Source organism: Candidatus Villigracilis vicinus (genome assembly GCF_016702885.1).
Lineage (GTDB): Bacteria > Chloroflexota > Anaerolineae > Anaerolineales > Villigracilaceae > Villigracilis > Villigracilis vicinus.
Map to the genome: position 1 here is coordinate 56,671 of NZ_JADJDD010000008.1, position 15,249 is coordinate 71,919.

18 protein-coding genes are annotated in these 15,249 nt (G+C 51.0%); 11 read left to right on the forward strand and 7 right to left on the reverse strand.

Annotation, left to right across the window (positions count from 1 at the left end):
* Positions 1-8 precede the first annotated feature (8 nt).
* Positions 9-356 carry a hypothetical protein gene (locus IPG80_RS08555; protein WP_345105209.1) on the reverse strand — a complete coding sequence of 116 codons (348 nt, stop codon included), beginning with the start codon at positions 354-356 and terminating at the stop codon, positions 9-11.
* A 352-nt stretch (positions 357-708) separates the two neighbouring features.
* Between IPG80_RS08555 and IPG80_RS08560 the strand changes: the two genes are divergently transcribed.
* The 4 genes from IPG80_RS08560 to IPG80_RS08575 all read left to right on the forward strand — a co-directional run bounded on the left by IPG80_RS08560 (position 709) and on the right by IPG80_RS08575 (position 2,723).
* On the forward strand, positions 709-1,140 hold the full coding sequence (locus IPG80_RS08560; RefSeq protein WP_345105211.1) for a hypothetical protein: 432 nt from the start codon (positions 709-711) through the stop codon (positions 1,138-1,140).
* A 128-nt stretch (positions 1,141-1,268) separates the two neighbouring features.
* Positions 1,269-1,712 carry a dual specificity protein phosphatase gene (locus IPG80_RS08565; RefSeq protein WP_345105214.1) on the forward strand — a complete coding sequence of 148 codons (444 nt, stop codon included), beginning with the start codon at positions 1,269-1,271 and terminating at the stop codon, positions 1,710-1,712.
* Positions 1,713-1,780: 68 nt separating this feature from the next.
* Positions 1,781-1,978, forward strand: coding sequence for a hypothetical protein (locus IPG80_RS08570; protein WP_345105216.1), 198 nt, complete (start codon positions 1,781-1,783; stop codon positions 1,976-1,978).
* Positions 1,979-2,018: 40 nt separating this feature from the next.
* Positions 2,019-2,723, forward strand: a complete 705-nt coding sequence (locus tag IPG80_RS08575) for a hypothetical protein (RefSeq protein ID WP_345105217.1) — start codon at positions 2,019-2,021, stop codon at positions 2,721-2,723.
* Positions 2,724-2,766: 43 nt separating this feature from the next.
* On the opposite strand, the gene IPG80_RS08580 is transcribed toward IPG80_RS08575, so the two are convergent.
* From IPG80_RS08580 to IPG80_RS08590, 3 genes are all read right to left on the reverse strand, one after another.
* Complete coding sequence (locus tag IPG80_RS08580; RefSeq protein WP_345105222.1) at positions 2,767-3,606, reverse strand: helix-turn-helix transcriptional regulator; 840 nt, start codon at positions 3,604-3,606, stop codon at positions 2,767-2,769.
* A gap of 10 nt (positions 3,607-3,616) precedes the next feature.
* Positions 3,617-3,859, reverse strand: a complete 243-nt coding sequence (locus IPG80_RS08585) for a hypothetical protein (protein ID WP_345105225.1) — start codon at positions 3,857-3,859, stop codon at positions 3,617-3,619.
* Between the two features lie 103 nt (positions 3,860-3,962).
* Positions 3,963-6,362: an endonuclease MutS2 gene (locus tag IPG80_RS08590; RefSeq protein ID WP_345105227.1), complete on the reverse strand. Its 2,400-nt coding sequence runs from the start codon at positions 6,360-6,362 to the stop codon at positions 3,963-3,965.
* A gap of 108 nt (positions 6,363-6,470) precedes the next feature.
* On the opposite strand from IPG80_RS08590, the gene IPG80_RS08595 reads away from it, so the two are divergent.
* The 5 genes from IPG80_RS08595 (at position 6,471) to IPG80_RS08615 (ending at position 10,758) form a co-directional block, all read left to right on the forward strand.
* Positions 6,471-7,244, forward strand: a complete 774-nt coding sequence (locus IPG80_RS08595) for an SDR family oxidoreductase (protein ID WP_345105229.1) — start codon at positions 6,471-6,473, stop codon at positions 7,242-7,244.
* 39 nt (positions 7,245-7,283) lie between these two features.
* Positions 7,284-8,810: a sulfatase gene (locus IPG80_RS08600; protein ID WP_345105232.1), complete on the forward strand. Its 1,527-nt coding sequence runs from the start codon at positions 7,284-7,286 to the stop codon at positions 8,808-8,810.
* Between the two features lie 27 nt (positions 8,811-8,837).
* Entirely contained in the window at positions 8,838-9,494 is a 657-nt protein-coding gene (locus IPG80_RS08605; RefSeq protein ID WP_345105235.1) for an HAD-IB family phosphatase, read from the forward strand.
* Between the two features lie 84 nt (positions 9,495-9,578).
* Positions 9,579-10,322: an acetolactate decarboxylase gene (gene budA / locus IPG80_RS08610; protein ID WP_345105238.1), complete on the forward strand. Its 744-nt coding sequence runs from the start codon at positions 9,579-9,581 to the stop codon at positions 10,320-10,322.
* A gap of 1 nt (position 10,323) precedes the next feature.
* Positions 10,324-10,758 carry a hypothetical protein gene (locus IPG80_RS08615; protein ID WP_345105240.1) on the forward strand — a complete coding sequence of 145 codons (435 nt, stop codon included), beginning with the start codon at positions 10,324-10,326 and terminating at the stop codon, positions 10,756-10,758.
* Between the two features lie 32 nt (positions 10,759-10,790).
* Here IPG80_RS08615 and IPG80_RS08620 read toward each other — a convergent pair whose 3' ends face one another.
* Genes IPG80_RS08620 through IPG80_RS08630 form a run of 3 tightly spaced genes read right to left on the reverse strand, consistent with a single transcriptional unit; the run spans position 10,791 to position 13,306 of the window.
* Positions 10,791-11,867 carry a glycosyltransferase family 4 protein gene (locus IPG80_RS08620; RefSeq protein WP_345105243.1) on the reverse strand — a complete coding sequence of 359 codons (1,077 nt, stop codon included), beginning with the start codon at positions 11,865-11,867 and terminating at the stop codon, positions 10,791-10,793.
* On the reverse strand, positions 11,857-12,282 hold the full coding sequence (locus IPG80_RS08625) for a nuclear transport factor 2 family protein (protein WP_345105245.1): 426 nt from the start codon (positions 12,280-12,282) through the stop codon (positions 11,857-11,859). Before IPG80_RS08625 ends, IPG80_RS08620 begins: the two co-directional genes overlap by 11 nt.
* Before the next feature lie 22 nt (positions 12,283-12,304).
* The gene (locus IPG80_RS08630; RefSeq protein WP_345105249.1) at positions 12,305-13,306 is read right to left on the reverse strand and encodes a glycosyltransferase family 4 protein; all 1,002 of its coding nucleotides are present in this window, start codon (positions 13,304-13,306) and stop codon (positions 12,305-12,307) included.
* A gap of 95 nt (positions 13,307-13,401) precedes the next feature.
* Between IPG80_RS08630 and IPG80_RS08635 the strand changes: the two genes are divergently transcribed.
* Together IPG80_RS08635 and IPG80_RS08640 are read left to right on the forward strand one after the other, a co-directional pair.
* Positions 13,402-14,037, forward strand: coding sequence for a deoxynucleoside kinase (locus IPG80_RS08635; protein WP_345105252.1), 636 nt, complete (start codon positions 13,402-13,404; stop codon positions 14,035-14,037).
* Between the two features lie 9 nt (positions 14,038-14,046).
* Positions 14,047-15,072 (forward strand): hypothetical protein, encoded by a 1,026-nt coding sequence (locus IPG80_RS08640; protein ID WP_345105255.1) that lies wholly within the window; start codon positions 14,047-14,049, stop codon positions 15,070-15,072.
* Positions 15,073-15,249: the final 177 nt, after the last annotated feature.

Here is a 15,249-nt window from a genome sequence, read left to right on the forward strand (position 1 = left end):
CGAATTCCTTATATCCCGTTGACGATTAAATCCAGCACAAACCAAAAGAGCGGCACGATCGAGAGCGCAGATGTGATCCATGCGACCCAATCCCAGCCTTTTTTGTAGGCAAAGCGGGCGAACCAGACGATGCCTATGATGATGAGCGGATAGGAGTAAAAGGTTCCGAGGAAGAGTACCCTTGAAAAACTCCATTCGTCTGAGGGATAAGAAAGTAATGAACAAAACGCCAAACCTCCCCACGGCAAAATGGACCCGAATGCCAGGATGCGTGTGACATTGAGCCAGGCTGACAGGAGAATACGCGGTGTGGACTCTGGCACAGGGACAGGCTTCGATTCGTCAGATGTGGACATAAATAAATTACCTCTCAAGTATTTTTCTGTTCATTGTACAGGATCGCTGACCCCCTCCGCCCTACGGGCACCTCCCCCAAATCCGACAGTGAAGCGCTTTCTGGATTCATTTAAAATATAAATTGTCGTATTTGGGGGAGGACGGGAGGGGGCTAGAGTTTCTCCAAAAATCTCTCAGCCTCATCACACGCCACCTTGTAATAATAAGGCGGACCGTCGCAGGCGGCGGGTTTCTTTTCCTCATTACATAATAAAAATGCAAACTCTCCGCTTGCTTTTCGGGACAGCCGTACCATTGAACCTTCAAGGGGGGCGGTCTAGAATGAACGCATCTCATTTAGAGGAGTAAAAAATGAATAATAACCTGAATATCGCGAATATCCTGAACGTCCGCTACCTTTACCTGCTCAACGCTGCGGTCGCTCTGATCCTGGCGCTTGGGCTGCTGCTTGTCACGCCTACCATGCTTGATATCTTTGGCATCTCTGATTCCGCCGATACCCGCTTGCTGGTGCAGTTGACCGGTGTGGAACTTGTTGCAGGCGGGCTTGTCTCTTTGCTTGCCAATGACGTTAAGGAAGGCAAGGTCCGCAGTGCGTTGAACTATGCTTATTTATCCGCGAACGGATTGGGGTTCGTGATCGCGCTCAATGGCACCTTCACAGGTGTGCTGAACCCGATGGGTTTCTTGCTGGTCGGTATCTGCGCCTTGCTTGCGATCGGCTTTGCCTACTTCCAATTTTTCAAGCCCGTTATGCCTGCCGTAAGACGAGCCACCCCTTAACGGATATTGAGGACCGCACGGATAAATATAAATATGGAGCTTTGTTAGACTATTCAATCAAAAAGGACTTGGCAAATGGACAAGTCCTTTTTGATTTTGTAGCCTTGCATCTGTGATACCATTTTTCCATGAACTTCTCTCCCATCACCCCCGACCTGTTCATTGGTACCACACCTGCCTCAAAAGATTACAACACCCTGCGCGAACTCGGCATCCGCCTGGTCATCAACATGCGCGTGGAACGCATGCCACACCGCGACGCGCATCCGACTCCCATGGAGCGGCTCTGGCTCCCGACCTTTGATACACCGCTGATTCCCATTCCCATCAAGCCGCTCATACGCGGAACAAAAGCTGCTCTCGAAACCATTCAGAACGGCGGCAAAGTCTTTACACATTGCGCTTACGGAGCGCACCGTGGAGTGGTCATGGGCGCCTGCATCCTCATTGCGCAAGGCATGCAGCCAGTGGATGCGATGGAGTTGATCAAGTCCAAACGTCCACAAGCCGACCCCGGGGCGTTTCACATCCGCCCGCGTATCTTGAAGTTTGCTGAGGTCTGGAACGCGTAGGGGCGACCCGTCAGGATTTTACAAACCGCATCGTGTAATATGAAGGTTGCCACCGAATTGCTTTTGAAATGAAAAAACTTTTTCTTCTTTTATTGGTTCTCCTCACTGCCTGTTCACCCCAAGTCACTCCGCTTCCGACTCAGCCCACAACGGAAACGCCTACTCGCAGCGTCCCTACACCGGGGAAAAGTATCTCAACCCCCGAACCAGCCTGCGAGCACAAAAGAAGCGACAGCGGCGCAACCCACGTCCACGCTGGTGGGTGAGGCGACACAGGCCACAGCGGCGGATGAAGACAATGCGTGGATGAGTCTCCCGGTCCAGCCGGAGCCGGGGACGATGCTTCAAGACATCTATCAACTCGGGCTGACATTGGGCAATGATCCGCATGCCTTCTCCATCTTCGGTGATTGTCAATCTCGCCCCGATGAATTTTTCGGCGTCTATGAAACGGACGCAGCACTCGTCGCCAGTCTCTCGCCTGAATTGCAAGAGACCGTTGCGAACTTCACCGGCTCCTTCAACCGTGAAAGCCCCACCTCACAAGATGGCACCACCCCCGGCGCCTTGTTATGGGATCAGTGGCATCGCGGCGAGTATGGCTGTCAATTCGGCGAAACACCTGTGGACTGTGAACTGCGCATTCATCGCCCGTCTTTTGTCATTATTCAAATTGGTTCACACTTCGAGTCACGCAACACCGAATACTTGCGCCGCATTATTGACCAGCTGCTGGCGAGTGGTGTCGTTCCCATCCTTGCCACCAAAGCCGACAACCGCGAAAAAGATAATCGCATCAACCGTGATATGGCGATGCTCTCGGATGAATACAACCTGCCTTTGTGGAACTTCTGGGCGGCAGTGTCTGACCTGCCCAACCGCGGGCTGTACACTCGCAAAGACCGTCCACTGCAAGGGGATATCTACCTCACTGACGAAGCCAAAGTCATTCACCGTGAGACCGGCTTGGAAGCGCTGAACCTCGTTTGGCGCATGGCAATCGGGCAATGAAACAAAAAGACTCTCATGGCGAGGGTCTTTTTTGTTTAGTGATCTATGTGGGGGAAATGTCTTGCCTGTTGAGCCGTTTGCTTGATATTGAAGTGAGCAAGAAGAGCAACGCGGCAGAAAGGTTTGTCAGCCACCATAATGCATCTGATGTGGCATGCCGTTCTGTGTGCAGATAGTTATAACCTTCCGGGCTGACTAACCATGCCGCTTGCGTGGAAATATTTGCAATAGAAGTGGCGATCTGTCCACCATTTCTCAGTATTGTATTTAAGTAGATTTGGTCGAACACAGCCGCCGTCAATGGCAAGAGAACAGTCAACGCTAGCAGCATGAGCGGATTGAACTTTTCATTCAATGCTTTCCAGAGCATTCCAAGCGTGATGCTGCCTGCGGCTAAGATGATTCCCAGCAAGGCGTATGTTGCCCAGTGATACAAACCAAGCTCTGTCAACATAAAACGGGTGGTCAGGCTGGCGGCGGAAAATATCAACACGCCCAGCAGGGCAGGGCGGCTTCGCAGATAATTTTCCAATTCTTCAAATGAAATACGGATGGTCATGGCAACCTCTTTTCTGATGAGAGAGAACGTATCTCTCCAAAGTTTTGCCCCTCTCGGCGAGACGGGCTGATTGCCATTATCAAGAATTTCCCCATCCAACACAACTGTGGATTCCACCGGGTTGGCGGTTTTCCCCAGCAAAAGGATCAACTCCACCCTTGAACCAACCTGCATCTTCGTATAAATGTTATTGAGATGAAATTCAATCGTCCGCTCTGAAAGCCCAAGCGCTAAGGCGATCTGCTTGTTGCTCTTCCCTTGTAACAACAAACCAACTACATCCTTTTCCCGCTTACTTAACGGAAACACTTTTTCGTCATTCATCCTTCCGCATTCATCCTTTTAAAGGCGGTGCATCTTTGTCATACACAAAGACCTGCACATCCATCCCATCTGAATTCAACATATCAATCGCAGGCTGAAAGGTCGCATCTTTGATCTTCTGCATATCGCCCGCGGGCGCAAGCACCGTCAGGCGCGCTTCTTCATCAGACATCTTCGTGGCTTTGATCTCCGCACTGGCACAGGCGGAAGTTACAAGGTCGGACATTTTTTTGATGGCATCGTCAATGGACATAAACGTCTCCTCTATAAAAATTATAAACGCAATCATAACCCGGTCAGATTACGATTGCGTTAAGCCTACTACCTAAAAGTACTAAGAACAAGACATTAAACCCCTACGCTGCGTTCAACTTCGCCACCGTTACCCCTTCGCCGCCTTCGTTGGAAGCCCCTTCTTCAAATGACTTTACATAGGTATGCCCCTTCAAGGTCTCGCGTACGGCTTGACGTAGTTTCCCGGTCCCTTTCCCGTGAATGATGCGCACCCACGGCAAGCCCGAAAGATACGCCTGCTCCAGATATCGTTCCATCTTATCGAGTGCATCTTCAGCCATCAACCCGCGCAAGTCCACTTCCATGCCGGGAGATACGGACGATGGACGATTGACCGTGGACGATGGCTGTTGCTTGGGCTTTTCTTTCTGTGGTCTATCGTCCGCCGTCTGTCGTCTGATAAGATCCGACATCTTCGCCCGCACACGGATCGTCCCGATCTGAACCTCCGCATCCGACTCACCTAAAGCGGTCACCACACCCTCGGCATTCAAGCTGCTGACAGTGACTTTCTCGCCCAAACGTAATTGACCGCTGACCGCTGACTGCCGAATGCCGTCTGCCGTCTGCCGTCGTTCGACAGGCGCTTCCGCCTTCTCTTCGAGCTTCTCCATCCTCTCTTCAATCGCACGGATGGCGGTCAAGGGTTGGCTGGCTTTCTTCAATTGAGACTTCAACGAGTCGAGATTGCGTTTGAGCAGCGCCACTTCCAATTCCCCTTCAGCGCGGGCTTTGGCAATGGTTTCGCGGCGTTCATCTTCTATCTTTTCGAGGCGCTTCTCAAGCTCAAGATTCTGCGCTTCGAGCTTGGCGCGTTGCTTTTCCAATTTCTCACGCTCACGCGATGTGCGGTTGCGTTCCTTGCGGATATCGTCCAGAAGTTTATCGGCACGCAGATCCAGGGGATTGATCTCTGCCCGTGCAGATTCAATGATGGATTGCGACAGTCCAAGTTTTTGGGCAATGGCTAAAGCGTTTGACCTGCCCGGCAGGCCAATGGTCAACTTGTAGGTCGGGCGAAGCGTTTTGATGTCAAATTCCAGCGAGGCATTGACTACACCTTCTGTGGAATGGGCAAAGGTTTTTAATTCAGGATAATGGGTTGCAACCAGAGTCATCACCCCGACCTCGAGCAAGTGGGTGAGGATCGCTCGCGCAATGGCAGCGCCTTCTTGTGGGTCAGTCCCTGAACCAAGCTCATCGAAGATGACCAGCGAGCGGTTATCGATCTGCTTGAGAATGCGGATGATGTTGGTGATGTGTCCGCTGAAGGTCGAAAGCGACTGCTCGATGGATTGCTCATCGCCGATATCGGCATACACCGATTTGAAGAACGGCAACTCCGAGCCGCTTTGGGCCGGGATGTGAAGTCCGCTTTGCGCCATAAGCACGAGCAAACCGACTGTTTTAAGTGAAACCGTCTTGCCGCCGGTGTTCGGACCGGTAATGACAATGGCGCGCGTTCCTTCTCGCGGGTCGACGTCGACTGGAACCACCATATCCGGGTCGAGTAGGGGGTGGCGGGCTTGGAGCAACTTGATCGATGATTGCTTTTCTGCATTCTGCATTTTGCTTTCTGCATTTCGCAATTCCGGTTCACTCGCTCGTAACTCCTCCCCGTACTTTGCCTTTGCAAATGCAAGGTCAAGCACGGCGAGATTTTCCACGCCGTATTTCAATTCGCTGGCATGCGCTCCCACCACCGATGAGACTTCGGCAAGGATGCGCCATTCTTCGTCACGTTCGGCAAGTTGCAACTCACGGATCTCGTTGTTCGCTTCCACAATGGGCAGGGGTTCAATGAAGAGAGTTGCGCCGCTGGAAGATTGGTCGTGGATGACAGCTTTGATGCGTCCTTTGAATTCCGCACGCAGGGGGATCACGTAACGTCCGTCACGCTGGGTGATGATGGCTTCTTGCAGCATGGATGAGGTGCGCGTATCGGTGACGTACTTCTGCAGGCGGCTCATCAAACGGTCATGGGCGACTCTCAAATTGCGGCGGATGTCTGCCAGTTTGACCGATGCGGAATCCAATACTTCACCACGTTCGGAGAGGATGCGCGAGATGGCGTCTACGATGCCATGTGTTTCGGGCAATCCTTCTGCGATCAGACACAGGCGCGGAAACTCGTTTTCTTTCTTTTCAAAGGTTTTCTTCAATTCGCGGCAGGCGATCAGCGTGGATTTCACATCCAGCAGGGCGTGGGCGTCGAGCACACCGCTGCGAGCGGCGAGGTCCGCCGATTGGCGGATATCATGCGCCGCGCCAATGCTCACATCCTGCACGGCGAGCAGTTTGCGCGCTTCGGTCGTTTCTGCAATTCTTGCAATGGCAAGTTCGTAGGAGTCGGTCGGTTCGAGTTGGCGCGCCAGATCCATCGAAGCGGAAAAATCGCAGAAACCTGCGAGCTTTTCGAGGATCTTGGGATATTCGAGTACGTTGAGTGTCTTGCTGTCCATAATGGGGGATTATACTTCGGACGACGGACGATAGACCATTGATCATGAATAGGTTTTTTCCATCGTCTATTGTTCATGGTCTATCGTCACAATATTCAGGAGCAAACTATGAGATTGCAAAACAAAACCGCCATCATCACCGGCGGCACATCTGGGATTGGGAAAGCCACGGCATTGCGTTTCGCCGAAGAAGGCGCGGACTTGGTCGTCACGGGGCGACGTGTCAGCTTGGGGAAAGCTGTCGAGGCAGAATGCAGATCAAAGGGAGTGAGATGCGTGTTTGTTGAGGCAGATCACTCAAAGGTGGAGGATAGCCGGAGAGTCGTGGATACCGCTCTTAAGGAATTTGGGCGTATTGATATTTTGTTCAATAATGCGGGCATTGTTACCAAAGGGACCGCCGAAACAACAAGTGATGAAACCTGGCAGGATACATTGAATATCAATGTGACCGCGGTGTGGAAGATGTGCCAGTTGGTGCTGCCGCAGATGAAGAAGCAGGGGAATGGGGCAATTGTAAATAATGGGTCGGATTGGTCGGTGGTGGCGGGTAAGAATGCTTTCCCATATATTATGAGTAAAGGTGCTGTAGGGATGATGACCAAGGCGATGGCGCTTGACCATGCGCAAGATGGTATTCGTGTGAATGCGGTTTGCCCTGGCGATACCTTTGTGGATCGTTGGATGGAGAAGGGCTATTTTGAGAACTCAACCCCGGTGAAGTTGGAAGAAGCGATCAAAGAATCAAGTTCGTATATTCCGATGGGGCGTTTTGGCAAGCCGGAAGAGATCGCCAATGCGGTTGTGTTCTTAGCTTCAGATGAGGCCTCGTTCGTGACGGGTCATCTTTTGCTGGTGGATGGGGGCAATACGGCGCAGTGATATACTGCTGACGATCAACCATCGTTGTTTTGGAGAAATATGCAAAAGAAAATCATCCTTGCGATCATTGTGCTTGTCCTGGTTGCTGGCGCGACTTATACAGCGACAAGCACGCGTTTATTCAAAGACTCGCCCAATGTCATCATCATTCTGACGGATGACATGGACAATTCATTGATACCCTACATGCCGAAGACCAATCAATTGATCGGTGAACAAGGCGCAACCTTCAGTAATTACTTCATCACCACACCCTTATGCTGCCCGTCGCGAGCCTCAATGCTGCGCGGACAATACGCGCATAATACGGATATTCTTGAGAATTCTCCCGGCTTCGCGCGTTTTTTTAAGTTGAGCGAAGAGGAAGCTACATTAAACGTTTGGCTGCACGATGCCGGATACCGTACTGCATTGTATGGAAAGTATCTCAATAACTACCCGGTCAATGCGGGTCAGAATTATGTCCCGCCCGGTTGGACGGATTGGGCAGCCTTTCTTGGCACCGATTACGAGGGCGACCTGTATTACAACTACACCATGAACGAGAATGGCACGTTGGTTAAACACGGCGATGCACCGGAGGATTACAGCACAGATGTGATCCGTGATAAATCGCTGACCTTTATCAATGACAGCGTTAAAGCCGACTCTCCCTTTTTCCTTTTCGTTTCAGTGTACGCGCCTCACGGACCGGCGACCTCTGCGCCGCGCCACGAAGGATTAAATGCCGACCTGACCTATCCGCAAAAACCTTCCTTCGAAGAAGCGGACCTGAGCGATAAACCCGAACTGATCCGTTCATTGACGAATACCGGTGATGAATTTGATGTGGATGATGCAAATATCTATTTCAGAGCGCGAGTCAATGCTTTGCAGGCGGCAGATGAGTTGGTGGAGGATGTTGTTCAAACGCTGGAACAGAATGGGCAGTTGGAGAATACGTATATTTTCTTCGTGTCTGACAACGGCTTTCACCTTGGCGAGCACAGCATCCCTTCAGGGAAGGGGACACCCTATGAAGAAGATATCCGTGTGCCGCTTATGGTGCGTGGACCAGGCATAGAGCCGGGTACCCAAATTTCCCAGATGACTGCCAATATTGACCTGGCTCCCACGATCGCCGAGATCACCAATATCCGGGCGCCAGAGTTTGTGGACGGACGTTCCTTCCTGCCATGTTTGCAGGGCGAGAATGTGTCCTGGCGCAACGGCTTGTTGGTTGAATTTGGATATGAAGTTGATAAGGCGTTTTCCAGTACTTATAACATTTCCGCTTTGTCAGATGCGCAGACCCTCAAAGACCCGGAAACCGATAACCTGCTCGTGGGTGTGGCAGGCGGCGCCTTTCGTGGGATCCGCGGCGAAGATTACGTCTATGTAGAATATGACAATGGCGAGGTCGAGTTCTATGACTTGCAGGCGGATCCGTATCAGTTGGAAAACCTGGCAGGCAGGTTAAGTGCCGAAACGCTTTCTGATTTACATACAAAATTGGAAGCCCTGAAATATTGTGAAGGCTCAGATTGTCAGAGTTTGGAAGATGATCTAAAGATTGAATTTCGGTAGAGACCACTCTACTTCATAGGAGAACACATGATCGTAGTATCCGATATGATGGGAACCCTGACCACCGGCTCGCCCTTTTTAGGCATGGTGGATTGGGTCAAACATAATCAGAGTAAGTTCGAAGCAAACCTGCGTATGGCAACCATCATGCCTTCGTATCTCCTGGCAAAACGCGGGCTGATCGACTGGCAGGCTTGGGGGCAGAAATTGATGGTGGATAGCCTTGGCTATATCAAGGATGCAACACCTGAAAAGGTCGCGCAGGTATCCGAATGGATGGTGGAACGTGACCTGTGGGCAAAGCGCCGTGAAGATGTGATCGCGCGCTTGGTTGCTCACCGTGAGGCAGGCGCAAAGGTGTATATCGCCAGCAGTATGGTCGAGCCGTTCATTCAACCATTCGCGCAACGCATTGGCGCGGAGACCATAGGTACGCCGACCGAGATCGTGAATGGAAAATTGCGCATGATCGGCGAGTTGGTGGCAAATGAAAAGAAGATCGAGCAGGTGCTCAGCCGCCTCGGCGTGGCCAGAGTGGATGTCGCTTATGGCGATACCCTTCTTGATGTGCCCATGCTCGAAAAAGCCGACCACCCCGTAGCGGTTTATCCGGAAGCGAAATTAAAAAAAGTTGCCCAGGAGCGCGGCTGGGAAATTCTCGGCGATACGCCAAGTTACGGATAAACTTGCAGGGCATGCTTCCAGTATGATAATTCGTCACGTTACAAACGTGACCTATACATCAACTCACAGAGAAGAAGAGGTCAAATGGAAAGAACAACCATTCGCAGATCCAGAAAGAGGCGCGCAGACAGCAAGATCTATTTGTGCGCGCCGGTCAATTCGCTGGTCGAAGGTATTTATGAGCAGAACATCCCCTTCCATGAAATTCGCAAACATGGTGATATGGGACTGGGGACCTTCAACGATCTCGATGGCGAGATGATGATGGTGGATGGCGAGATCTATCGTGTGGGTTCAGATGGCAAGGTCAATCAGATTCTGGATGACGATATGTGTACGCCGTTTGCCTGTGTGACCTTCTTTCAACCAGCCAGCGATGAAGTGCTCGAAAAAGAAATGGACTATGAGCATTTTCTGCATTGGATGATGGAGTTGATGCCATCGCCGAATATTTTTTATGCCTTCCGCATCACAGGTGATTTTTCCTATGTGCGTACTCGTTCGGTACCAAAGCAGGAGAACTATCGTCCGCTGGTGGAGGTGGCAAAGGAACAACCCACCTTTGAATTTCACAATGTGAGCGGCAAGATGGTCGGTTTTTATACGCCGTCATTCGTCTCTGCGCTCAGTGTACCAGGTGTGCATTTGCACTTTCTGACCGAAGATAAAACCAGCGGTGGTCATTTGCTCGAATGCCGTCCGCGCAAGGTAAAGGTGGAATTGCAATATCTTTACACGGTGGAACTTTCCCTGCCTGCAAACCTCGATTACCTCACTTGGGATTTCCAGCGCGATATCGGCAAGGACTTGGATAAAGCAGAGAAGTAATATGCACAAGTACGACGAATTTGCCCACGCTCAACTTGCGCCTCATCTCTCCGCCGGGGAAGGGATCGAACTCACTGGCTTTCTTTACACCAAATCTTTAAAAGGCGTTGTCCTTTCGGGTGGCTTGAGCCTGATCGGCGATGGATACTATTTTGCCGCCCTTACTCCCAGGCGGATGTTCATCATCGCAACAGAGATGGGTATTGCTTCGCTAAAGATGGAAAATAAGGGCATGAGCGAAATTCTCTATACCGATATTAAATCCATCAAACCCAGCGGATTCCTCAACCAGAAAATGATCGCCATTGAACTCAAGGATGGCAAGACCCTTATCTTTCGTTTGAATACGCTGGCGACGCATTATGCTTCAGGTCAGAAACAGTTTATCGAGACGTTGGTTCAATTTGTAGGGGCGGGGTCTCCCCGCCCAAATTAATGGGTAAACAAAAAGGGCGAGGTTTCCTCGCCCTACGTGGACATTGAATTCAATGCCCTTACAAACGTTTCCGCCATCTTCTCAATATTGATCTCTTCTGCAGCAATTCGATACGACTCTTTCCCCATCTCTCGCAGACGCGCTATATCTGATAGCGCGTTTTTCATTGTAGAGGATAAAGCTTCATAATTTTCTGGCTCGATCTGCCATCCATTCTTCTCGCGGACGAGATCATCTTGCGTGCCATCTCCCTTTGCCACGATAACTGGCAAGCCGTAACTCATCGCTTCTTGCACGGCGAGTCCGCCTGTGCCGGGGAGTACAAACAAGTCTGCTTGTTGAAAGTACGGTTTCAACTCTGCGCCATGTTTTGCCCCAATGAATTCAGCCGATGGATAAATTTCCTTTGCCAACGTTTCCAATGCTTCGCGTTCCGGTCCATCACCGACAATGAGCAAGCGCGGTTTGGATTCCATCTCCGCACAGGCGCGTAATAATGAATCGATTCGCTTACGAGCTTGTAAACGTCCCACGAACAAAATGGTCGCATGGTCAATCGTCAATGGTCTATCGTCAGGTTTTTCTGGCTTTGCCGACACCGAATTATGCGCCACAAAAATCTTCTCACGCGGGAAACCAAGTGCGGCATATTCCTCCGCGCCGCGTTGACTGTAGGCGATCATCCCGTCGAATTGATGGATGAAACGTTTCCAGAGCCCACTTTGTTTAGGCGCACCCAAGCCCCAGCCTATGACTTTACGCCTGTGTTTGTGCATCCAATTCACGGCGGAGGGAGAAGCGAGGTAGCGCGGATTGGCTTCCATGATGAGCGCATCAGGCTGCCACTCTTCGAGCCAACGGATAAAATTTCGTTGATAACAGAAATAAAGCGGGCCACCGAGTAAATGCAAATTCTCCGCTTCAACATGACGGGCGATCTGGGTCGTGCCTCCAGCGATCATTTCCACCGGTCGGGCTTGACCTGCAAAGAGACTCATGCCGTTTTCGCATTGCCGTGCAAGCAGGTCAAAGAACGGCACGCGATAACCCGGCAGGACGCGCTGCTGCAAACCCAATTTGCCGTTGAACTTCAATTGCTTACCCAACATGAGAGGCGGAATACGCTGGCGACTTGTGTACGTGCACCACTTTCCAATCCCCGTTCAGTTTCACCATCACACGGCTTTCATTGTGCGCTGCAACCTGCACTCCTGTTCCCAGTGCCGTACTGATCAGCAATGTATAACTTGCGATTGCAGTGTCTCCATAGCGCTGAATCAATAAATTCGAAAGATCAAATCTTGTTTTGCCCGTTTCTTCCGCACCAAAAACTGCGCCGCGCTCTGCGTTTGAGTTCATCATGAATTCGTGAAAGGGCAACCCATCCAACCGATGCGGCGTGACCCACCACTCATACAAGGTTAGGTCTTCGGAAGTGGTTTCATGATACGACGCAATATCATTGGTCATAATGCCTTGCAAATGTTTCAACAAAAACTCATGAACTTCGTTATCCATGCTCAACTCTCCAATCTCTAATTACCAATTACCCTAACAAAACCTTCAAATATTCATCCACCATTCCATCCAACCCGAAAGCGGATTCAGCCCGCCTCCGCGCCGCCGCCCGGAATTGACTCTGTTTCTCAAGCATCTCTCCCGCTGACGATGCCAACGCGTCAATATCCGGCGTTTCCAACTTCCACGGGTTTGCACCGTATGGGACGATACAACCTGCATCATCAGTGACCAACTCTTTGAGCGAGCCGCTGTCGAAGCCGATGACGGGTAATCCGCAAGCCAATGCTTCAATGACCGAGTTGGGGCAGGGCGGGTTGACCTCGGCGCAGTACATGAAATGAGAAGAGCGGGCGAGTTTGGGAATATCCGCTCGTGGGACGGTGCCAAGAAATTTAACAGGAACTTTGCTTTGTAGCTTTTGTTGTGTAGCTTCATCCACTACACCTGCGACAACAACTTCCATCGGATATTGCGCAGACATTTTTTCGGCTACGCTGACAGCATGGAATAGCCCAGAGTTTAATCCGCGGGCGAGGCTGCCTTCGAGTAGAAGCATACGATATTTGTCTGTGGGGCGTTCATGCTCGCCTTTATGCGTGTAAGCATTTAGGTCCACGCCATTGATAATGACCGAAGCTGGCGCTTTGGCAACGCCGTACCAGTCTTCCCACCATTTGCGAATGAACTGACTCTGGTAAATTACCCTATCTGCAAAGTGATTGCGGATGGTTGCCAGCATTACATTGCCATACTCAGCACGGACGCTGTATTTGACCCCCGACCATTTCACGCGCTGCACCCAGTTGACGCCGTCCAACCTTTGGACGACGCGAATGCCTCGTCGCCGTGCCCGGTTCAGGTCCAGTAAGAAGCGCGTGCCTGCGATGACGAGCACCGCGTCAGACTTTTCATCCAGATCGTGAGTCACGTCAATGCCGCGGGCGCGTAATCCCTGCTCGAATTTCAAACGGAAGGACGCCATGCCCCCAGTGCCTTGAACGAATGGCGTAATGCAGATCTTGGTCATGCGTCCATTATACAATCTTCATTCTGCTTTCTGCATTCTGCCTTCATTCTTAAATTATGGTATCCTTCGTTTATCTCATTCGGGAGAAATTGTTCATGTATATTGCCATTGAGGGCGTGATCGGTGTGGGCAAAACCACGCTCGCCCGCCTCTTGCAGCCAGCCTTTGAAGCAGACGTGTTGTTGGAAGTATTCGAAGAGAATCCCTTCCTCTCCGATTTTTACGGCGACCGCGCCCGCTACGCCTTTCAGACCCAGATCTTCTTTTTGCTCAGCCGCTACCGCCAACAGAATAACAATGTGCCGAACATTCTTGCTGCTGGCAAAAGCCTGATCGCCGATTACACCTTCGCGAAGGATGCGTTGTTTGCAGGCATCAACCTCAAGGGCGATGAGCTTGAGATGTATGGCAAGGTTCATGAAGCGCTTGGTGAAAAGATACCCAAGCCCGACCTGCTGGTGTATTTGCAAGCGACTACGGATACGCTCATGCAGCGCATCGCTTTTCGCGATCGGTCGTATGAACGCCAAATGGAACGCAGTTATATCGACGAGTTGAATGTGGCGTATGAAGAATTTTTTTCGAAGCCGCTTGACCACACGCCCATTTTAAAAATTGACAGCAATGAACTGAACATCATCCATAACGCGGAGCATATCAAGTTGATCGAAAATCGCATCCGTGAAGCCCTGGGGCTGGCACCGTATCAACCAGCTCTGCCAATGAAATAAGCAGGTGACATGCGCGTTACAAGAGAATCCCTTTTACGTATTGCCAAAGAGACCGTTCAAGAGCGGGCGTATAACGACCCTGATATTGTTGCAGCGTATCTGACCGGTTCTCTGCGTGGTGAACCCATGCTCGGCGGAACTGCTGACATTGACATTGTTTTCGTCCACAAGACCCCGCCGATGAAAACGCGCGAGTTCATCAAACTTACACCTGATTTTCATATTGATATTTCTCGCCGTGCAAAAGATGAATTCAAGTCACCGCGCGAGTTACGAGCCGACCCGTGGCTTGGCTTTGAAATGTATGACCCCGTTCTTTTGTATGAACGCGAAAAATTTTTCGACTTCGTACAAGCCAGTCTGCGCGCAGGTTTCGAGTTTGAACAGCCGCCACTGATGTTACAACGTTGCCGCACACTCCTCAATCATGGGCGCGGCAACTGGATGGACATCTCCGAGCATGATGAAAAAGTGGGTCCGAAACAAGTTCGTAAATACATGAAAGCGCTTTTTCATGCGGTCAATGCCATCGCCGAGCTGAGCGGTCCGCCCATTTGGGAGCGCCGCCTGTTGCTCGATTTTCCTGCTCGAGCTGAGGCTGCAAACAAACCCACCACGGTTGCTACGGTCTATGGCTTGCTTGGCGCAACGAACGTTGATGCGGAGAAGGTCAAAGGCTGGCTCAACGATTGGAAGCATGCCTTCAAACTCGCCGCCGAAACTCCCGGTGTGGATGTACGGATTCACCCCGCACGCCTGAATTATTATGAGAAAGCCAATAAAGCCCTGCTGGATGGAGAAACGCCTCTTTCCGCGCTCTGGCCTGTTCTGCATACCTGGACCTTATCTGCCGCTGTATTAAGCGGCGATCATCTCAATTTCTGGCAATCTGCTGCTGCAGAGTTGGGATTGCTTGGTGATGGCTTCGCCGAACGTGTGGAAGGGCTGGATCACTTCCTCGACGAGATCGAGATCATGTTCGAAGAGATTGCCACAGCCAATGGACTGGATGCCGACCCATCGACAGGTTTCTAATTACGGGTATAATCGCGGCGATGTTCCGAGAAAATCCCTTGCGCCACTTATTTGAAAAGTCCCGACCGGGCGCATTCTTCGTTTTCTTTCATCGTTCTCAAAAGCCTGACAATTAATTGTCAGGCTTTTTTCTTAATATGTTTAGCATGTCACCCTGGGGTCGGGAATGAGAGCTCC